At 75.0% G+C, this 19,930-nt stretch carries 16 protein-coding genes; 10 read left to right on the forward strand and 6 right to left on the reverse strand.

Annotated elements, in window-relative coordinates; all coding sequences use genetic code 11:
* Positions 1-212: 212 nt before the first annotated feature.
* Positions 213-1,073, forward strand: a complete 861-nt coding sequence (locus tag AB0H75_RS17625) for an SMP-30/gluconolactonase/LRE family protein (protein ID WP_367797222.1) — start codon at positions 213-215, stop codon at positions 1,071-1,073.
* A 75-nt stretch (positions 1,074-1,148) separates the two neighbouring features.
* Positions 1,149-1,661, forward strand: a complete 513-nt coding sequence (locus AB0H75_RS17630) for an FBP domain-containing protein (RefSeq protein ID WP_367797224.1) — start codon at positions 1,149-1,151, stop codon at positions 1,659-1,661.
* A gap of 215 nt (positions 1,662-1,876) precedes the next feature.
* Here AB0H75_RS17630 and clpX read toward each other — a convergent pair whose 3' ends face one another.
* Both clpX and AB0H75_RS17640 read right to left on the reverse strand, forming a co-directional pair.
* Positions 1,877-3,112: an ATP-dependent Clp protease ATP-binding subunit ClpX gene (gene clpX / locus AB0H75_RS17635; protein ID WP_367797226.1), complete on the reverse strand. Its 1,236-nt coding sequence runs from the start codon at positions 3,110-3,112 to the stop codon at positions 1,877-1,879.
* 15 nt (positions 3,113-3,127) lie between these two features.
* Positions 3,128-4,318 carry a cytochrome P450 gene (locus AB0H75_RS17640; protein ID WP_367797228.1) on the reverse strand — a complete coding sequence of 397 codons (1,191 nt, stop codon included), beginning with the start codon at positions 4,316-4,318 and terminating at the stop codon, positions 3,128-3,130.
* Between the two features lie 81 nt (positions 4,319-4,399).
* Between AB0H75_RS17640 and AB0H75_RS17645 the strand changes: the two genes are divergently transcribed.
* The gene (locus AB0H75_RS17645; protein ID WP_367797230.1) at positions 4,400-5,470 is read left to right on the forward strand and encodes a TetR/AcrR family transcriptional regulator; all 1,071 of its coding nucleotides are present in this window, start codon (positions 4,400-4,402) and stop codon (positions 5,468-5,470) included.
* A 127-nt stretch (positions 5,471-5,597) separates the two neighbouring features.
* Positions 5,598-6,395 (forward strand): putative protein N(5)-glutamine methyltransferase, encoded by a 798-nt coding sequence (locus AB0H75_RS17650; RefSeq protein ID WP_367797232.1) that lies wholly within the window; start codon positions 5,598-5,600, stop codon positions 6,393-6,395.
* 148 nt (positions 6,396-6,543) lie between these two features.
* On the opposite strand, the gene AB0H75_RS17655 is transcribed toward AB0H75_RS17650, so the two are convergent.
* Positions 6,544-7,821, reverse strand: coding sequence for an MFS transporter (locus AB0H75_RS17655; RefSeq protein ID WP_367797234.1), 1,278 nt, complete (start codon positions 7,819-7,821; stop codon positions 6,544-6,546).
* Between the two features lie 85 nt (positions 7,822-7,906).
* Here AB0H75_RS17655 and AB0H75_RS17660 point away from each other — a divergent pair, with 85 nt between their 5' ends.
* The 6 genes from AB0H75_RS17660 (at position 7,907) to AB0H75_RS17685 (ending at position 12,761) form a co-directional block, all read left to right on the forward strand.
* Entirely contained in the window at positions 7,907-8,446 is a 540-nt protein-coding gene (locus AB0H75_RS17660) for an ABATE domain-containing protein (RefSeq protein WP_367797236.1), read from the forward strand.
* Between the two features lie 176 nt (positions 8,447-8,622).
* Positions 8,623-9,192: a PadR family transcriptional regulator gene (locus AB0H75_RS17665; protein WP_367797238.1), complete on the forward strand. Its 570-nt coding sequence runs from the start codon at positions 8,623-8,625 to the stop codon at positions 9,190-9,192.
* A gap of 60 nt (positions 9,193-9,252) precedes the next feature.
* Positions 9,253-9,870 (forward strand): TetR/AcrR family transcriptional regulator C-terminal domain-containing protein, encoded by a 618-nt coding sequence (locus tag AB0H75_RS17670; RefSeq protein WP_367797240.1) that lies wholly within the window; start codon positions 9,253-9,255, stop codon positions 9,868-9,870.
* A 215-nt stretch (positions 9,871-10,085) separates the two neighbouring features.
* On the forward strand, positions 10,086-10,610 hold the full coding sequence (locus AB0H75_RS17675) for a flavodoxin (RefSeq protein WP_367797242.1): 525 nt from the start codon (positions 10,086-10,088) through the stop codon (positions 10,608-10,610).
* A 272-nt stretch (positions 10,611-10,882) separates the two neighbouring features.
* Positions 10,883-12,001: an esterase-like activity of phytase family protein gene (locus tag AB0H75_RS17680; RefSeq protein ID WP_367797244.1), complete on the forward strand. Its 1,119-nt coding sequence runs from the start codon at positions 10,883-10,885 to the stop codon at positions 11,999-12,001.
* Positions 12,002-12,113: 112 nt separating this feature from the next.
* Positions 12,114-12,761: a DUF6544 family protein gene (locus AB0H75_RS17685; RefSeq protein WP_367797246.1), complete on the forward strand. Its 648-nt coding sequence runs from the start codon at positions 12,114-12,116 to the stop codon at positions 12,759-12,761.
* 10 nt (positions 12,762-12,771) lie between these two features.
* Here AB0H75_RS17685 and AB0H75_RS17690 read toward each other — a convergent pair whose 3' ends face one another.
* From AB0H75_RS17690 to AB0H75_RS17700, 3 genes are all read right to left on the reverse strand, one after another.
* Complete coding sequence (locus AB0H75_RS17690; RefSeq protein ID WP_367797248.1) at positions 12,772-13,629, reverse strand: SGNH/GDSL hydrolase family protein; 858 nt, start codon at positions 13,627-13,629, stop codon at positions 12,772-12,774.
* A gap of 102 nt (positions 13,630-13,731) precedes the next feature.
* Positions 13,732-16,647 (reverse strand): TIM-barrel domain-containing protein, encoded by a 2,916-nt coding sequence (locus AB0H75_RS17695; protein ID WP_367797250.1) that lies wholly within the window; start codon positions 16,645-16,647, stop codon positions 13,732-13,734.
* Positions 16,644-19,904: a TIM-barrel domain-containing protein gene (locus AB0H75_RS17700; RefSeq protein WP_367797252.1), complete on the reverse strand. Its 3,261-nt coding sequence runs from the start codon at positions 19,902-19,904 to the stop codon at positions 16,644-16,646. Before AB0H75_RS17700 ends, AB0H75_RS17695 begins: the two co-directional genes overlap by 4 nt.
* Positions 19,905-19,930 lie beyond the last annotated feature (26 nt).

The raw sequence follows: 19,930 nt of genomic DNA on the forward strand, positions 1-19,930 counted from the left end.
CCCGCCTGCGGCTGAACCCCCGCCTGCGGCTGAACCCCCGCCTGCGGCTGAACCCCCGCCTGCGGCTGAACCCCCGCCTGCGGCTGAACCCCCGCCTGCGGCTGAACCCCCGCTCGCGCCGCGGCTGAACGCGCCGCTCTCCGCCGCGCCGTCGTCCCGGGCGCCCGTGGGAGCATCGTCCTGACGTGACAGGACCCCTGGAGGAGACCGGCATGAGCATCACCGCGTACACCGTGACCGACCCCGTCGCCGAGCACGGGGAGGGGCCCGTGTGGTCGGCGCGCTGGGGCGGGCTGCGCTGGGTGGACATGATGGCCGGCGACGTGCTGGCGCTGGAGGGCACGACGGTACGGCGCCGGCACGTGGGCAAGGTCGCCGCGGCCCTGCGTCCGCGCGCCACCGCCGGGTACGTGGTCGCCGCCGAGCGCGAGCTGCTGCTGGCCGACTCCGACGACCTCGACGCCCCGCTGCGCGGCCTCGGCGAGGCGTGGAGCGACCCGTCGGTCAGGATGAACGACGGCGGCTGCGACCCGGACGGCCGCTTCTACATCGGCAGCATGGCCTACGACGAGGCTCCCGGGCGCGGCTCGTTCTACGTGGCCGAGCCCGGCGGGACGCTGCGCGTGGTGCTGCCGGAGGTGACGATCTCCAACGGGTTCGACTTCAGCCCCGACGGCTCGCTCGCCTACTACGCCGACACCCCCACCGGCCGGGTGGACGTGTTCGACTACGACCCGGTCAAGGGGCTGAGCGGGCGGCGGCCGTTCGCGGACGTCGAGTCGGAGCACGGCCTGCCGGACGGGCTGACGGTCGACGCCGAGGGCGGGGTGTGGGTGGCGCTGTGGCAGGGCGGGGCCGTTCACCGCTACGACCCGGCCGGCCGCCTGGACGCCGTCGTCACGCTGCCGGCGCGCCAGGTCACCGCCGTCGCCTTCGGTGGCGACGACCTCGGCCGGTTGTTCATCACCACGTCCGCGCTGGGCGTGGACCGGGCGGAGCAGCCGGAGGCGGGGGCCGTGTTCGCGGCCGACCCCGGCGTGCGGGGCCGTCCGGTCCTGACCACCACGTTGTGAGGCGAAAACCCTTTGCACCCTCCTTCCTAGTGCCTCTAGGTTCGGGCCTAGTAATCCTAGGTTCGAGGAAGGCACATGAACCCCGTCACCGAGCGCGACCTGCGCGCGTCCTTCGTCAACTGCTCCAAGGGGGAGGCCCGCAGGCTCGGCCTCCCGCGCGACCTGGCCGCCGCGCCCTGGCCCGACCTCGACTTCCTCGGCTGGCGTGACCCGGGCGCGCCCGAGCGCGCCTACCTGGTGGCCGAGCGCGGCGACGGGCTCGTCGGCGTCGCGCTGCGCCTGGCCCAGGACGTACGCAGGAGCCTCGCCAAGAGCACCCTGTGCTCGGTGTGCGTGACCCCGCACGCGGGCACCGGCGTCGCCCTGTTCACCGCGCCCCGGGTCGGCGCCGCCGGCCGCCAGGGCAACACGGTCGGCGTCTACATGTGCGCCGACCTGGCCTGCCCGCTCTACGCGCGCGGCAGGAAGCGGACCGAGCTGGGCGTGCGGTTCGAGTCGCTGACGCCGGAGGAGCGGGTCGCGCGGGCCGTGGCCAACCTGGACGCGTTCCTCGGCCGGGTGCTCGACGGCACCCTCGCGGGCGCCTGAGCGCGGGACGCCGGGCCTGGTGGGGGCCCTGGTGGGGGCGACGCCCAGTGGCGCCTGCGGACGGGAAGGGCCGTCCGCGGCGACTCCGGCTCCGCGAACGGCCGCCGGTGTGGAACGTCGCCCATGTCTTGGACCCTCCGCCCCCGCCGTGCGGTTCCATCCCGGAGAAGAAAGGTTTCATCCTCCGGGAAAAACCGGCACCCCGGGCGGCGGCGTCAGGCGGAGCGGCGCCGGTCGCGTGGGACCAGGGCCGGGGCGGCGTGGTGCAGCACCGTGTCCCGGGTGATCACCACCCGGGCCACGTCGTCCCGCCGGTCCGGCACCTCGTACATCACGTTGAGCAGCACCTCCTCCAGGACCGCGCGGGCCGCCCTGGCGCCGGTGCGGCGCAGCAGCGCCTGCTCGGCGACCGCCGCCACCGCCTCCTCCGTGAACTCCAGCTCCACGCCGTCCAGCTCGAACAGCCGCCGGTACTGCCTGATCAGCGCGTCGCGCGGCTCGGTGAGCATCCGGACCAGCCCGGCGCGATCCAGCGGGCGCAGTGTCGCCAGCACCGGCAGCCGCCCGGTCAGCTCGGGGATCAGCCCGTAGGCGACCAGGTCCTGCGGCATGACGTGGGAGAGCACGTCCTCGTCCGGCGGCCGGTGGGGCGTCCCGCCGAACCCGGCGGCCCTGCGCAGCGCCCGCCGCTCGATCACCCGCTCCAGCCCGGCGAACGCGCCCCCGGCGATGAACAGCACGTTCGTGGTGTCCAGGGCGATGAGGTCCTGGTGCGGGTGCTTACGGCCGCCCTGCGGCGGCACGTTCGCCACCGTCCCCTCCAGGATCGTCAGCAGCGCCTGCTGCACACCCTCGCCGGAGACGTCGCGGGTGATCGACGGGTTGGCGGCCTTGCGGGCGAGCTTGTCGATCTCGTCGAGGTAGACGATGCCGGTCTCGGCCCGCCGCACGTCGTGATCCGCCGCCTGGACGAGCCTGAGCAGGATGTTCTCGACGTCGTCGCCGACGTAGCCGCTCTCGGTCAGCGCGGTGGCGTCGGCCGTGGCGAACGGCACGTCCAGCATCCGCGCCAGCGTCCGCACCAGGTGCGTCTTGCCGCTGCCGGTCGGGCCCAGCAGCAGGATGTTCGACTTGCCCAGCTCGACCGGGTCATCCCTGGAGGCGGGGGAGCGCAGGCGCTTGTAGTGGTTGTAGACGGCCACGGCCAGCGCCCGCTTGGCCCCGTCCTGGCCGATGACGTACTGGTCCAGGAACGCGTGGATCTCGCGCGGCCGGGGCAGCTCGGGCGCCCGCCCGCCCGGGGCCACTGGCTCCTCCTCGGCCACGAGCTCGGTGCACTGCGCCACGCAGCCGTCGCAGATGCAGACCGAGGCGGGCCCCGCGATCAGCCGCCGCACCTCGTGCCGGTCCCTGCCGCAGAACGAGCACGCCGGCTCGCCTGACCGTGCCATGTCCTCAGCCCGCCCTCAGCCCGCCGCGCCCAGGGTCACCGGCAGGGACAGCAGCCGCGCTGTGCCCGGGTCGGGGGCGCGCGGCGGCTCCCCGGCGAGCGCCAGGCCGGGGAAGCGGTCCAGCAGCGCGCCGAGCGCGACCGCCGTCTGCACGCGGGCCAGCGACGCCCCGGCGCAGAAGTGCGGCCCGTGCGCGAAGCCCAGGTGCCCCGCCGGCTCCCGCGTCACGTCGAACCGGTCCGGATCGGCGAACACCCGCGGGTCGCGGTTGGCGGCCGGGATCGCGACCGTCACCGGCTCGCCCGCCGGCACGGGCACGCCGCCGATCTCGATCTCCTCCGTCGTGAAGCGGGGGATGGTCAGCAGTTGCGGCCCGCACCAGCGCATCAGCTCCTCGACGGCGCCCGGCATGAGCTCCGGGTCGGCGCGCAGCGCGGCGAGCTGGCCGGGGTGCTCGTGCAGGACGGCCACGGCGTTGGCGATGAGGTTCGTCGGGGTCTGCCCGGCCAGGACGAGCTGCCACACCAGGGTCACCAGCTCGGCCTCGGACAGCCGGTCGCCGTCCTCCTCCTGGACGCGGGCCAGCTCGGAGATCAGGTCGTCGCCCGGCTCGGCCCTGCACCGGGCCACCGCGGCCCTGGCGCCGTCCAGGATGCGGGGGATGGCCTGCCCGAACGCCTCGCCGTGCCCCGCCGCGACGGCGGCGCCCCACTCGCGCCAGGCCGGCCGGTCGGCGGCCGGGATGCCGGTCAGCTCGCAGATCACCTCCATCGGCAGCGGCCGGGCGAAGTGCTCCAGCAGGTCCACCGTGCCGTCGGGGCCGGCGCGGCCGGGCAGCTCGTCCAGCAGCGCCCCGACGACGCGCTCGACGCGCGGCCGGAACTCGGCCGCCCTGCGCGGCGTGAACGCGGGCGCGACCAGGCGGCGCAGCCGGGCGTGCTCGGCGCCGTTCATCTCGGTCATCGTGCGCATGTAGGGCAGGCAGTCGGCGGGGACGTCCGGCCGCAGGTAACTGTCCTCGTTCGTCCGCAGGCGCGGGTCGGACAGGACCGCGCGGCCCTCGGCGTGCCGCAGCACCACCCAGAACGCGAGCCCTGGCCCGACCAGCCGGGCCACGGGGGCGTCGGCGGCCGCCCGCACGTAGGCGGCGCCGGGGTCGCGCAGCAGCGCGGGGTCGGTCATCTGGAGCTCAAGCACGCCGGACATGGCACCTCGGATTTCGGATGATCTCATCATTTGAGTGTTCACGGTATCCTGACCGCCGGGTCACGGCAATCGAGGAGGGCGATGGTCCGGCTCACCAGAGCGCAGGCGCAGGAGCGCAACAGGGCGAAAGTGCTGGCCGCGGCCAGGGCGGAGTTCGCCGAGCGCGGATACCGCGAAGCGAAGATCGACAACATCGCCGACCGCGCCGAGCTCACCCGCGGCGCGGTCTACTCCAACTTCCCGGGCAAGCGCGCCCTGTACTTCGCCGTGCTGGCCGAGCTGGCCGAGTCCGCCACGCCGCCCGCCCCCGAGGAGCCCGCGCTGACGGTGCAGGAGGCGCTGGGGGCGGTGGCCCGCGCCTGGGTGACCCGGCTGCCGCTGGCCACCGACGACGAGCGCGGGCCGAGCCGGCTCGGCATGGACCTGATCCCCGAGATCCTCGCCGACGAGTTCACCCGGGTCCCGTACGCGCAGCTCATGAAGCTGAACGCGATCCTGCTCGGGCTGGCGCTGGAGCGGCTGCGGCCGCCGCCCACGCCGGACGGGCGGCTGGTACGGCTCGCCGAGGCCGCGCTCACGGTGCTGCACGGGGCCGGGCAGCTCGCCGCCGCGGCGCCGGGGTTCGTGGAGCCGTTCAACGTCGTGCGGGCCTGCGAGCACCTGGCCGGGCTCGACCTCGGAGACCGGTGGTTCGTCGCGCCCATGCTGCCGCGCGTGTCGGCGGGCGACGAGCCGTGGTCGCCCCCCTCGCCCGTGCCGGACGCGGTCACCGGCGAGCCCGCCCCCCTGGAGGCCGACGGGGTGGTGGCGGTGCTCGGGCTGCACCGGCTGTCGGCCGTCGAGGACGCCGTACGGGCCGCGTCCCCCGGCGCAGGGGTCACCGCCGTCGTCGTCACCGGTGAGCCGGCCGAGCTGTTCCCCCTGGCCCGGCTGGCCCTCGCCGACCTGTGCGGCTGCCTGCGCCAGGCGTTCCCCCGCCCGGCCTGGCCGCGGCTGCGGGTCGTGTACGACGAGTCCGGCGAGCTGGCGGCGGCGGCCGGCGTACGCGAGGTGAGCGACGCGACCGAGACGGCCCTGCGCGTCGAGGGGGGCCGCGTCACCCTGCGCGCCGACGGCTACGGCGCCTGCCACGCCGCCGCCCGCCCCCGTTGAGGCGGGCCCGGGCGGCGGGCTCCATTCGGGTGGTGCCGTCCCTGTGACCCCGCTTCGGAGGGGCGGATCGCCGTGGTATGAGCGGTCTCTGATAGGAAAGACGCTCATGTCGGTCTTTTCATCGCATGTGCCGGGTCAGGAACCCGTCGCGGACCCGGATCTCGTCGCCAGGCTCCGGGCCGCCGGCTGCGTGTTCGCCGAGGAGGAGGCCGAGCTGATCCTCAGCACCGCCCGCACCCCCGGCGAGGTGGCCATCATGGCCGAGCGGCGGATCTCCGGGCAGCCGCTGGAGCACGTGCTGGGCTGGGCCGAGTTCTGCGGGCTGCGGCTGGTGGTGGAGCCTGGGGTGTTCGTGCCGCGGCCGCGTACCGCGTTCCTCATCGGGCAGGCCGTCGCCCTGGCCCGCGCGCTACCCGGCACGCCGGTCGTGCTCGACCTGTGCTGCGGCACGGGCGCGATGGGCGCCGCGCTGGCCGCCGGGGTGGAGCGGCCGGTGGAGTTGCACGCCGCCGACCTCGACCCCGCCGCCGTCCGCTGCGCCCGCCGCAACCTGCCCGGCGCCCACGTCCACGAGGGCGACCTGTACGAGCCGCTGCCCGCGGCGCTGCGCGGCCGGGTGGACCTGCTGATCGCCAGCCCGCCGTACGTGCCGTCCGACTCCGTCGGCCTGCTGCCGCCCGAGGCCCGCCTGTACGAGCCGCTGACCGCGCTCGACGGCGGCGGCGACGGCCTCGACGTCGTCCGCCGGGTGATCGCCGGCGCGCCCGGCTGGCTGGCCCCCGGCGGGCACCTGCTGGTGGAGACCAGCGAGCGCCAGGCCGCCGCGACCGCGCTGGCCGCCGAGCGGGCGGGGCTGACCGCCCGCGTCACCGGCTCCGACGACCTGGACGCCACCGCCGTCATCGCCACCGCCCCGCACCACTGACCGCACACCGCCACCATCACCCGGCCACTCGGGGTGAATCGGGGGCGATCGCCATCCGGGCCGCGCCGCCGGCCCGGCCGTCTCTCCGTCGGGCCGGCCGTCTCTCCGTCGGGCCGGCCGTCTCTCCGTCGGGCCGGCCGTCTCTCCGTCATCTCGCCTGCCCCGCCGTCATCTCGGCGCGGCCGCTCTCGGGGGTGCTCTCCTCCGGTCGCGGGGCGGCCGGGGTCCTCCTGCCGGGGGCCAGGGGGACGGCGAGGAGGGACGCGGCGGCGGCCAGGGCGTACACGGTCTCCCAGTTCGAGGCGGCGAGCACGACGGGGACGAGCAGCGGCGTGAGGAAGCCCGCCCCGAACAGCGTCGTGCCGAGCAGCCCCAGGGCCGTCCCCGCCCTGGACGCCCCCGACATGGCGGCGATCTCGGTGTAGGCGACGCCGTGCCAGGAGTTGGCCAGCAGCCCCGCGACGGCGAGCGCGGCGACGGTGACCGGGGTGGGGGCGCCGGTGAGCACGGCGGCGCCGGCCATGGCCACGCCGCTGAGGACGCCGATGCCGCGCAGGTACCCGCGGCGGTCGCCGCCCCGGTCGGTGCGCCGCCCGGTCCAGATGCGGGCCACGCCGCCGCCGACCTGCGCGATGAGCACGGTGGCGCCGGCCAGCGCCGCGCCCTCGCCCTTGACGTCGTGCAGGAAGATCGCGGTGAAGGAGAGCACGGCGAACTGCGGCACGGTGAGCAGCGCCCCGGCCAGGGCCAGCCGCCAGACGTCCCAGCGCAGCAGCGGCGAGCGTCCCGCCCGCGGCCCGCCGTCCCGGGCGGGGCCGGGCGCGGCGGGCGGCTCGTGCAGCCAGCGCCAGGTGGCCGCCGCCGCCAGCAGGCACATCGTGGCGGGCACGGAGTAGGCGGCGCGGAAGCCGTACGTGCCGGCCAGCCAGGGCAGCAGCGCGACGCCCACGGCCCCGCCGGCGGGGATCGCGGTCTGCCGCACGCTCATCGCCAGGCCGCGCTCCCCTTCGGCGAACCACGTCATGATCGCCCGCCCCGACGCCCCGTTGACGCTGCCGCCCAGCGCCCCGGCCAGCAGCAGCCCCGCGCCGAGCGCCACCGCGCCCGCCCCGTCGGCGGGCGTGACGGCGGTGGCCATGACCGCCATGAGCACGCCGGTGGACGTCAGCCCGATCAGCAGCACGCGCCGGTCGCCGAACCGGTCGGTGAGCAGCCCCCAGGCGATGTCCGACACCGCGACGCCGAGCCCCAGGCAGGCCAGGACCGCGCCGAGCGCGCCCGTGGACAGGTGGTAGCCGGTACGCATCGCGATCCCGGTGACCGGGATGCCGGAGAACATCGCCGCGAAGCTCCCCTGCGCCCCGACCCCGACCGCCAGCACCACCCATCGGTGCCGGGGCCCGTACCGGCGCGTGCCTTCTCCCATCACGACCTCCAGAAGTAACCGCAGACAACGGTTACTAACTCTGGCGGTACCGGAACTAACCTGTCAATCCGGTTATCATGGACGGGTGGACTTCACCTTCGTCAGCGGCAACCTCGGGCTCGACCTGGCCGGCACCGTCGGCCACCGGCGCGGCGCGCGCGTGGACCTGCTGGCCACGCCCGGCGACCTGGCCCGGTGGACGGTCGCCGCCCAGCTCCTCACCTCCCCGCCCGACGTGGACGCGGACGGTCTCGCCGAGGCCGTGGCGCTGCGCGAGGCGATCTACCGGCTGGCCACCGCCGCCCGCACCGGGGCGCCGTACGCGCCGGCCGACCGGGAGACGCTCAACCGGGCCGCCGCCCACGAGCCGGCGGGCGTGCTGCTCGCCGCGCACGGCCTGGAGCGGCGGGGCGACCTGCGGGCCGCGCTCTCCACCGCCGCCCGCGCCGCCGCCGAGCTGCTGGGCGGACCGCAGGCGGCGCTGGTCCGCGAGTGCGAGGCCGCGCCCTGCACGCGCCTGTACGTGGACACCTCCCACCGGCGCACCCGCCGCTGGTGCGACATGCGCGGCTGCGGCAACCGCGCCAAGGCGGCCGCCTTCCGCGCCCGCGGCAGGACCACCTGACAGCGGCACACCCGGAGCCCGCGGCTTCACCCGCCTGATGGGGGGCTGCCCTGAGCCGGCTGCTTTCCTCGTCTGACGGCTGGACGCCCGGAGTCGGCGGGCGCGGGCCGTGGTTTCACCGGTCGGCCGGAGGGGCGTCCGGAGCCGACAGGCGCGGGTCGTGGCGTCAGGCCGTCGTGGCGGCCGGGCCGGGGCTCGGCGCCGGGGCTGCCCCGGTCGGGTGGGTCGCGCTGTCCGGCCACACCCGCCCGGTCAGCGACGGCAGCCTCTACCCGGCGATCAGCCGCCTGGTGGGAGCCGGTCTCCTGGAGCGGCGGGCCGAGCCGGGCGCCTCCGCGGCCCAGCGCCAGGTGCTCAGCCTGACCGGCGCCGGCCGTACCGAGCTGCTGCGCCGGCTCCGCGAGCCGGCCGATCACGACATCACCGACAGCACCCGCTACTTCACCATCCTGGCCTTCCTGTCGCTGCTGCCCGACGTCGCCGACCAGCACGCCGTGCTGGCCCGGCGGCTGAGGTTCCTGGAGCAGCCGGCCGGCTTCTTCTACGACGGCGACCGGCCCGTACGCGCCCGCGACATGGACGATCCCTACCGGCGCGGCATGCTCGTCATCGCTGGCGCCACCAGCCGCGCCGAACGCGCCTGGCTCCGCGAGACCCTCGCCGGAGGCGGCGCCGACCCGCGCGATGCCGCATCCCGCGGCGCCGACCCGCGCGGCGCCGACCCCGCGGGCTCGCACTCGCCGTGAGCCCGGCCCGCCCTGACCCCGGCTCCGCCGGTTCCCTTAGCGCTGTTACAGTGACGGGCGATGGCACCCAAAGGACTGGCCCGCGAGAGCGTCGTCCGCGCCGCGCTGGAGCTGCTCGACGAGGCGGGACTCGACGGCCTGACCGTCCGCCGCCTGGCCGCGCGCCTGGGCGTGCAGAACCCCGCGCTCTACTGGCACTTCCGCGACAAGCAGGAGCTGCTCGACGAGATGGCCCGCGAGCTGCTGGCCCCCGGCATGGGCGGCCCGCGCGAGGGTGAGGGCTGGCGCGAGTGGCTGGCCCGCCGCGCCCACCACTACCGGGGCGTGCTGCTGGGCCACCGCGACGGGGCGCGGCTGATCGCGAGCGGCGACCCCGGCCTCACCGTGGCCCGCGCCTTCGAGAAGGAGCTGGAGATCCTGACCGGCCTCGGGTTCACGCCCGCCCAGGGGCTGCACGCCATCAGCACCGTCAGCCACTACACGCTCGGCTTCGTCCTCACCGAGCAGGCCCGGCGCGAGCGGGTGGCCGCCGGGCGCGGTCCCGACTACGCGGCGTACGCCGCCGAGTTCCCGCTGACGCTCGCGGGTGCCCGGGAGGGGGGCGAGCCGGCCGGGGACGAGGCGTTCGCCCGGGGGCTGCGGCTCATCCTGGACGGCGTGGCCGCCGCCCTCGGCTGACGGCGGCGTTCCCGCCAGAGCCCGTCTCCCGCGTTCCCGCCGGGGCCCGTCTCCCGCGTTCCCGCCGGGGCCTTCTCGGTGTTCTCCCCGGGACGGAGGGACCAACGGCCCTGCGATCCGGGACTTCGTCCCCGGGCGCGCCGCGCCCGTCCCCGCCAGGCTGGGGGAGGCGCAGGGGTTCCGCCGCGGGGCCGTGCCGGGGGAGGGGGAGGCGGATGTACGCGCTGGTGGTGTACGAGTCGATGGCCGGCAACGCGGCGAGGGCGATCGCCGAGGCCGTGGCCAGAGGGCTGGCGGACGGGATGCGGGCGGAGGTGGCCGAGGCCGCCTCGGCGCCCGCGACCATCGGCGAGGACGTGGGGCTGCTGGTCGTGGGGGCGCCGGCGTACGCGTTCTGGATGAGCGGGGCCTCGACCCGCCGCTCCGCCGCGCGGCAGGCCGGGGGCGCGTCGCCGGGTGTTCAGGGGTGCGGGGTGCGCGAGTGGCTGGGCGTGTTGCGTACGTCGTCGGCGTCCCTTGAGGCGGTGGCGTTCGACGTCCGTGTCGCCAGGCCGCGCCTGCCCGGGTCGGCGGCGCGGGGTGTCATCAGGCGCTTGCGCCGGGCGGGGGTGCGGCCGGCCGGTCCGGCGTGGAGCTTCTACGTCACCGGTACGCGGGGGCGGCTCGTGGCGGGCGAGCTGGGCCGGGCCAGGGAGTGGGGCCAGAGCCTGGCCGCCTCCCACGCCGTCCGGGTTCCCTGACCCGGCGTACCCCACACCGTTTCCGCCTCCTCCCCGGCTATCCGCTCCTGGGTCAGCCTCCGGATCACCCGCCCTCGGGCGCCCAAGGCGGCCGGATTTTCCTTAGGGGGCATTTTTATTGTGTGACATGTCGGAATTAGCCGTCTTAATGGCATCTACCTGCGTGGACTTCCCGGTAAATCCGCGATTTCATTCTCCCGTCATCGCCATTCCATGATGGGAGATAAATGGTTCACAGGCGGAGAACAATGGCGATCGCCGTCATTCTCGCAATGGCGGCGACGGTCGCCGCGCACCCGGCGGCGTCGGCGGCGCCGGCGGCGGTCACGCGGCGGGAGCCCGTCCGGATCACCCGCTTCCTCGGCGAGCAGCGGCTGCCGCACATGGCCCGCCTGGACGGCACCACCGTGGGCGGCCTGTCCGGCCTCGACCGCGACCCCCGCACCGGCACCTGGTACCTCATCTCCGACGACCGCTGGCGCTACAACCCCGCCCGCTTCTACACCGGCCGCCTCGACATCGACCGCCTCACCGGCGCGTTCACCGGCGTGCGGCTGACCGGCGTCACCACGCTCACCCGCGTCGACGGCACCCCCTACCCCGGCTACGGCAAGCCCGGCTCGGCCGACCCGGAGTCGATCAGGTTCGACCGCTGGAGCGGCCGGCTGCTGTGGGGCGACGAGGGCGACAGGCCCGACACCGACAACCCGGACATCCCGCTCTCCCAGCCCGCCGTCCGCCTCATGGACCTGCAAGGACGCCACCTCCACCGGCTCCCGCTGCCGCGCGGCCTGCGGCTGACCGCCGCCGCGCGCGGGCCGCGGCGCAACTTCGGGTTCGAGGGCCTGGCGGTCACGCCCCGCGCGTTCACCGCCGTCACCGAGGGTCCCCGCCACGAGGACGGCCCGCTGCCCACCGCCGAGCGCGGCTCGACGGCCCGGGTGACCGTGTGGAGCCGGCGGGGCGCGCTGCGCGCCCAGTACGCCTACCCCCTCGACGCGCTGGCCGCCGCGCCCGTCCCGCCCACCGGGGGCGCCGACAGCGGCGTCTCGGAGATCCTGGCCGTGGACGAGCACCGCTACCTCGCCCTCGAACGCTCCTGGATCCAGGGCACCGGCTACCGCACCCTCCTGTACGCGTTCGACCTGCGCGGCGCCACGGACGTCCTGGGCCGGCGCTCCCTGGCCGCCGGGCCGCCCTACCGGCCGGTGGCCAAGCGCCTGGTCCTCGACCTGGGCCGGGCCGGCCACCCCGCGGAGAACTACGAGGGCCTGGCCTGGGGCCCGCGCCTGGCCACCGGCGAGTGCACGCTGGTCATCGGCTCCGACGACAACTTCAGCCAGGAGGAGAGCACCCGGTTCCTGGCCTTCGGCGCGACGGGCTGCCACTGACCCGCCGGTCCGCTGACCCGCCGGCCCGCCGGTCCGCCGGCCCGGGGACCTACGGCCCTGTCGCCCCGAGCCGGCCCGGCGCACCCTCGAAGGGAAGGAGGTGGCATCCGCCATGACCGTCATCGTCGCGCCCCCGTACCTCACGGACGAGGCCAGACGGGACTGGGACCTGCTGCAGGAGCCCACCGGCCGGGTACGGGCGTTCGACCCCGACCAGGCCGGCCTGCTGCCCGAGCCCGCCCGCCGCTGGCTGCTGCACGCCGTCGCGCCCGGCACGCCGCTGCTGCGCGCCGTCGTCCTCAGCACGCACGGCACGATCAGGCTGAACGGCTGGCGCGACTTCCGCGCCCAGCAGGTGCTCGCCCCCCTGAAGGGGTACGTCTGGACGGCCGACACCCGGCTCGGGCTGCTCCCGGTCCGCGGCTTCGACCGTTACCGCGCCGGAGCGGGCGAGCTGCGCTGGAAGTCGCTCGACGAGCGCGAGGCGGTCGCGTCGGTGCCGGTGGACGGCGAGGAGCACGAGGTCCGCCTGACCGTGGCCGCCGACGGGCGGCTGGAGCGGGTCACCGTCCCGCGTTGGGGCAACCCGGACAGGGGCGCCTGCCGGCGGCACCTGTTCGGGGTGGAGTGCCTGGACGAGCTCACCTTCGACGGCTTCACCGTCCCGGGGCGCGTGCGGGCCGGCTGGTGGCCGGGCACCCCGCTGTGGGAGGAAGGCGAGCTCGTCCGCTTCACGATCGACGACGCCGTCTACCGGTAGCGGCGGCCGGTCAGGTGCCGGAGACGGCGGCGGTCACGGCGGTGGCGAAGCCGCGCATGCCACGCGCGTTGGGGTGGAAGGGCGCGGCCGGGGAGGCCGGGACGTACGGCTCGATCCAGCGGGTGCTCGCCGACGCGCAGGGGTCGTGGCCGACGCTCGGCGTCTGCAGGTCGATGAAGCCGACGCCGGCCGCCGCGGCCTGCTCGGCGAGCATCTGGTTGAAGTACTGCAGGGTGGCGCGGATGTAGTTGGCGTCGGCCCGGATGATCGGGACGCGCGGGTAGCAGCCGTTGGGCGGGGCGTAGGTGGCGTAGCCGACGACGAAGATCCGGGCCTGCGGGGCGCGGGCGCGGATGTCGGCGGCGAGCCGCACCAGCGTGGGCCGCAGGGCGTCGGTCGCGACGCGCCAGCTGTCCTGGCCGTTGACCACGTAGTCGTCGTTGCAGGCGTCGCCGACGGGCGGCGGCAGGATGTTCAGGCAGTCCTCGATGAAGTCGGTCAGCCCGACGTCGTTGGCGCCGATCTGGACGGTGACCAGCGTGGTGTCCTGGCTGAGCGCGTCGAGCTGCGGCGCCACCGAGCCGAGGTCGGTGCTCTGCGACTGGTACATGTGGGTGGTCTTGGCGCCGGAGCAGGTGACGTCGCGCAGCGTGCGGGCGCCGATGGCCTCGGCGGTGAGGTGCGCGTAGTTGTGGTCGGAACGCCAGCACCCCAGGTCGGGGACGACCTGGTCGGGGATGAGCGGTCCGGCCGCGGCCGAGTCGCCGAGCGCCACGTAGACGTCGTCCGCGGCGGCGGCCTGGGCGGGTGGTGAGATCGCCAGCAGCAGCGCGGCGGCGGCGAGCAGGGTGAGGATGCGTCGGGGCATGGGAACTCCTCCGGCGAGGGGTGAATGGGGGGTGCGGAGTTCTCGATCAACAATGGGCCGCGCCGGTCGTTCTGTGAATGCGGGCGCGGTGAAACCACGCTGTCATCGGCGCGACATGAGCCACACCCCTATGGGCCCTTGCGTGCCCCTGTTTGTTACACAAGGGCCCGATGGGGGGCAGAACGTTCCGGTCGTGGTGCCGGCGTCGCCGCTCGCCGGGGTGGTGAGCGAGGTGTTGCCGCCGGGCTGCCACTGGTCGGCGGTGTCGGGGAAGCCGTCCTCCCGCCGCTTGACGCACTTCCACTCGACGGTCGTCTCCGGCGGCAGGCCGGTGACGGTGCCGGTCCAGGCCGGGTACGCGGTCGGCGACAGCTTGACCGCGTCGGCCACCGACCACGCCCCGAGCTGCGGGACGCCGCCGACGGCGTAGACCGACTGGCCGGGCCTGGTGGTGCCGTTCTCGCAGCGGAACGTGGCCGACACCGGCGGCTGCCCCAGCGTGAACGCGAACGTCCGCGCCGCCGTGACGGGCATGCCGGCCGACTTGGCGACCACCAGGTCACCGCCCGCGTTGTACCAGCCGCTCGGCGCCGCGTCGAAGGCGGCCCTGGTCGGCAGGCGGGGGAGCGCGGCGCCGTTCAGCGTGACGGCGGCGGCCTGGGTGCCGGTGACCAGCTCGACGACGGCCTGGCGGCTGTCCGGCGCGCCCGCGTAGGAGCCGTCGGCCGGCTCGACCGTGACGGTGGCCGTGTCGCCGGTCCGCCGCTGGCTGATCCGGGTGGTGCGGACGTCCCCGGCGCGGTAGGCGGTGGTGGCGCCGTCGTCCTCGTAGAGGGTGAAGGCGGTGGCGGCGGTGTCGGGGTAGACGCGGGCGACCAGCTCGTCGCGGGTGGTGCCGTCGGTGCGGCGGCCCAGGACGTTCATGGTCCTGTCGTCCACGTGCATCTTGGGCAGGATCGCGCCGGCCCGGGCGAAGGCCGGCAGGCGGAAGACGCCGTCCACCCACAGCGGCCGGTCCATGAACCACTGGCCGGTGCTGGTCAGCCTCTCTCCGGTGTGGTAGTCGTACCAGGTGCCGGCGGGCAGGTACACGTCCCGCTCGCGCTCGCCGCGGCCGGCGACGACGCCCACCAGCAGGTCGCGGCCGATCAGCTTCTCGCCGCCCATCTCGCGCAGGGCCGGGTCGTCCTGGTGGTAGAACGCCGGCGGCGGCACGACCGGCTCGCCGTAGAGGTGGGCGCGGTGGGCCAGCGAGTAGTAGTAGGGCGTCAGCTCGTAGCGCTGGCGGAGGTTGGCCAGGTTGCTGGCGACGTGGCCCACCTCGTCCGGGGCGGTGTGCCGGCAGTTGCACGCGTTGTCGGTGTGCGGGCGCACCGGCACCTCGAACCACGCGGCGTCGGCGAACCACTGCGTGTAGAGCTCGTCCAGGTCGGAGTTCAGCTCGTCGCGGTGGAAGCCGCCGACGTCGGAGCCGTAGTAGTCGATGCCGGACATGGACATCTGCATCTGCGCGTTCTGCTGCTGGGCCAGCGCGGTCAGCCGGGAGCCGATGTCGGCCGACCACATGGCCACGCCGAACCGCTGCAGGCCGGCCGCGCCCGAGCGGGTCAGCATGAACGGGCGCCGGTCGCCGGAGGCGTACCCGCGGGCGACGCTCTCGGCCCACTTGAGGTTGTAGAGGTTGTGGTAGTCGGCGTGGGCGTGCTCGCCGGGCAGCAGGCCGGCGGTCCAGTCGCCCGGGTCGTACATCTCCGGCTCGCCGAGGTCCAGCCAGTGGCCCATGACGCCGGCGTCGACCAGCGGCTGCCGCTTGAGCGCGTGCCAGTAGTCGCCGGCGGCGTCCCGCGTCCAGTCGATCATGCCGCCGCGGCCCCACCAGTCGTTGCCGGTCAGGTACACGGGGGCGCAGGACGGGCAGCCGGCCCGGACGAGGTAGCCGCGGGCGGCGAGGTCGGCGTGCTCGGGCAGGCCCCGGCCGACGTAGGACTCCTCGATCGTGATCAGGCCGAGGCCCTGCCGGTCGCGGTAGGCGGCCAGGTGCGCCGCCGGGTCGGGGAAGGCGGCGGGGTCCCAGGTGAGGGAGCCCATGCGGGTGTTGTCGGACCCCTGCCGCACGCCGCCGAACCACTGTAGGTCCAGCACGAAGCCGTCCACGGGGAACGCCGCCGCGCGCAGCCCGGCCAGCCGGGCGTCGATCTCGGCCCAGTCGTCGTAGCCGTACTCCGACACCCACAAGCCGAACGCCTTCTTCGGCGGCACCGGCGGCCGCCCGGTCAGCTCCAGGTAGTCGGCGCGCAGGTCGGGCAGGCCGGGGCCGGTCATCGTGTACCAGCGGAGCTGGTCGCCCCAGGTGTCGACGGTCCACGGGTCGCCGGCCAGGTTCCACTCCTGCTTGTAGACCTGGTCCAGCAGCAGCCCGTAGGTGAGGTCGCCCGCGCCGACCGCGAACAGCACGGGGATCTGGGCGTTGCCGACCGGGCCGTTGTCGGTGTCGAACACCATCGCGTTGCCGAACGGCCCCCCGGGGCCGCGGACGCGCCCCACCCAGTCGCCGTCGGCGCTGCCGCCCATGAAGAACTGCTCGCCCAGCCCGTACGCGTTCCGCATCGCCCCCTTGGCGATGGTCAGGCCCTTCCACGCCTGGGAGAGGTTGCGCGGGCACGCCTCGTACAGCAGCCGCGCCGGGTCGGAGACCTTCACGCACAAGGTGCCCGCCGCCACCTCGACCTTCATCGCGGAGGTGGTCATGGTGGCGCCCGCCTGGGTGAAGCTCTCCGGCCCCGGGTAGTCGGTCCTGGCGACCTGCGGGGTGACGGGGATCGGCGTGCCGGTGCCGGGCGGCGGGCCCTGGGCCAGCTCGAAGTGCACCAGGTCGTCGTCCAGGAACTCCACCACCAGGTACGCCGGCCCGCTGGTGAACTCCACCCGCCGCACCGCCGCCTGCGCGGACGACGACACCAGGGCCAGCGGCGCCACCGGCACCAGCAGCGCGGCCAGGACGAGCAGCGAGCCTCTCATGGCCGGGCCACCACCAGATGGTCCAGGTTGATCCCGCCGGTGTCGGCCGCGCCGTAGGCGACGGTGACGCTGTGGGGGCCGGCGGTGAGCGGCACGGCCAGCGTGGCGGTGTCCCAGGTGTCCCAGCCGGGCAGGGCGGGCAGGGCGAGCGTGCCGGCGGCGGCGCCGTCCACGTGGATCGTGCGGGTGGCGGCGACCGTGGTGGAGTAGCGGAAGCGCAGCAGGTGCCCGCCCGTCGCGTCCGCGTTGACCTGGAACGTCAGCGCGTCGCCGGGGGTGGCGAAGCCGTCCGCGAAGCCGGTGCCGGTGTAGCCGGGGTGGTCGGTGCCGACGGTGGTGCCGGTGCCGGTGGCGAACTCGGCCTCGTAGGCCGCCTTGTCCACGCCGGCGAGCGTGACGGTGCGGGCGGCGGCGGCGCTCGCCAGCTTGACGTGGGTGAGCTGCCGGGCCGGGTCCCACCACCAGCCCTCGGGCGCGGCCTGGAGGCCGGCGAGGCCGGCCCGGGGGGTGGCGCCAGTCACCGACGCCGGGCGGGTGCTGGCGACCTGGAGCGTGCCGGTGGTGGTGAGCGGGGGCACGGTGACGGTGACCGTGTGGGCGGCCCAGTCCGCGGCCGAGGTGAAGGTGCGGACGGCGCCGGCGGCGTCCTCGAAATAGGCGTACGACGTGGTGCCGGCCGGATGGATGCGGAAGGTCAGGTTCTGGTAGGCGTCCACGCTGTTGCCGATCTCGCCGCCCAGCAGGTAGCCGTCGCCGAGGTTGAGTGGGATGATCGCGCCCGGCCTGGCGTAGACCGGGATGGTGTCCAGGCCCGCGCCGTAGGTCTTGACGCCGGGGCCGGTGAAGCGGCCGCCGTTCCACAGGTCGGTCCACTCGCCGGCGGGCAGGTAGACGTCCTTGACGGTGGCGCCCTGCGTGGTGACCGGCGCCACCAGGAGCTGGGAGCCGAACAGGTACTGCTGGTCGCGCGCCGCCGCGGCCGGGTCGCCGGGGAAGGCGAAGCTCATGGCCCGCGCCATCGGCGCGCCCGTCCCGGCGCTCGCCCTGGCCTCGGTGTACAGGTACGGGACGAGGCTCATGCGCACGCGGGCGAACGTGCGGAAGATCGGCAGCACCCGGGTGTCGCCGGTGCGCGCCTGCACGTTCCACGGCGTGCGGGCCTCGGACCGGCCGGGGTCCGACTTCTCCGAGTGGTACTGCATGATCGGCGAGAACGTGGCCTGGGCCGCCGAGCGCAGGTACAGCTCGGCGCTCGGGAAGTCGCCGGTGAAGCCCGCCAGGTCCCACGCCGTGTACGGCACGCCCGACTGCCCGGCGCTGAGCTGGGCCCGCACCGCCTCCTGGAAGGCGGGGAAGCTGGAGTTCTGGTCGCCCGCCCAGAAGATCGACCGGGTCTGCGCGCTCGTGGTGCCCGCCCGGCTGAAGATCGCGCCGTCCGGCCTGCGCTCCCTGACGTAGGCGTCGTAGGCGCCGGTGTAGCTGTTGGGGTAGGCGTTGTGCATCTCGTCGCCGCGGCGGCCGTCGGCGAAGCGCACGTCCCTGCCGAAGACGGCCTCGCTGCCGTCGGTCTTGAAGCCGTCGATGCCGACCTCGTCCAGCAGGTAGTCGCGCTTGCCCATCCACCAGGCCGTGGCGGCCGGGCTGGTGAAGTCGGGCACCATGCTGTCGCCGAACCACTGGCCGGTCGGGATCCGGTAGGGGGCGCCGGTCGCGTCGCGGGCGACATGGCCCTGCGCCTGCGCGTACGCCTTGTCGTTGAGGTGCTGCTGCGGCGCGGCCGACGGGTTGACGTCGAAGTGCTCCTTCAGCACCGGGATCTGCCACAGGACGACCTTGATGCCCCGGGTGTGGGCGTCGGCGACCATCGCCTTCGGGTCCTGCCAGGCGGTGCCGGGCGGGAACGTCAGGTCCGCGTAGCGCGGCTTCTCGCCGCCCGGCCGCGGCGCGTACGTCGCGCCGTGCCAGAGGTAGAACGTGGCCTCGTCGCTCCACTGCTCCAGCACCATCGCGGTGTGCGGGACCCGGTGGGCCGCCACGTTCGCCAGCTCGCGGGTCACCTCGGCCTGGGTGTTCCATTCGTTGGCCGACATCCACACCCCGAACGCCCACTTCGGCGGGAGCTGCGGCCGGCCGGTGAGCGCGGTGAAGCTGTCCAGGATCTCGGCGGGCGTGCCGGTGAACAGGTGGTAGGTGAGCGTGGAGTCCAGGGCGCCGCCGGTGTCCACGGTGAAGCCGGCCAGGTCGTCCAGGTGGGTGTGGAGGTTGAAGACGGCGTAGCGGGTGCCGGCGACGTGCAGGCCGTAGCCGGCCGAGTTGAGGAAGAACGGCACGCTCAGGTAGGTGCGGCGGGTGGCGCCCTGGTCGCGGTACTGGTTGTAGACGTAGTTGTGCACGTCGGTGCCGCGCTGGTCCAGGCGGTCGTAGCGCTCGCCGAAGCCCTCGAAGCGCTCGCCCGACGGCGACAGGAAGTGGTCCTCGATCCTGGTGATCGTGGTGGCGCCGTCGCTGGCCCAGCCGAGGTTGCGGAAGACGGCCGGGTCGGACTGGCGGGTGATCGGCGTGGTGCCGTCGCCCTGGAGGACCGACAGCCGGTACGGCGACTTCTGGATCTCCAGCACGAGCGAGCCGGTGGAGATCGTCAGCGTGCCGGGGGAGTCGGCCACCTTGTAGCCGGGCAGGCCTGAGATGCCGAGGCCCGCGCCGCTGGGGGCGATCTGCGTGGCGAAGCGGCCGGGCGCGGGGAAGGCGAAGCGGATCCTCGGCGTGAAGTCGCCCGCGCTGTCGCCGGTCGTGACGTCCACCGACGTGCCGTTGTCGGCGAACGCGGTCACCTCCGTCACCGTGCTCCACGAGGTGACCGTGAACGCGAACGGGCCGATGCCGCGCCGCCCGCCGCCGTTCACCTCGGCCTCGACCGTGTAGGAGACGCGGTCGCCGCGGGCGAACGGGCCGAGGTCGGCCCGCCAGTAGCTGTTGCCGCCGCTGTTGTGGTCCCAGGCCGCGCCGACCGGCGGCTGGGCCGTGCCGTTGCGCGTCCAGCTCACCCGGACGCTCTGGCCGGGCTCGACCGGCCAGGTGGTCGCGTTGATCCGGACCAGGTCGCCGGCCATCGGGTCGCGCGGGGAGCGCTCCGTGGGCTCGCTGGAGTAGAGGTCGTCGATGCCGGTCGGGTTGTGGTACACACCGTCCAGCGCGTCGGCGAGGGAGGAGGGCATGAGGGACGTCGAGACGACGTCGGCCGACCGTGACCGGCTCATGGCGGACGCTCCTTAGGGCACGGGGG

This window comes from Nonomuraea sp. NPDC050783 (assembly GCF_040802095.1).
In the GTDB taxonomy this organism is placed as follows: domain Bacteria; phylum Actinomycetota; class Actinomycetes; order Streptosporangiales; family Streptosporangiaceae; genus Nonomuraea.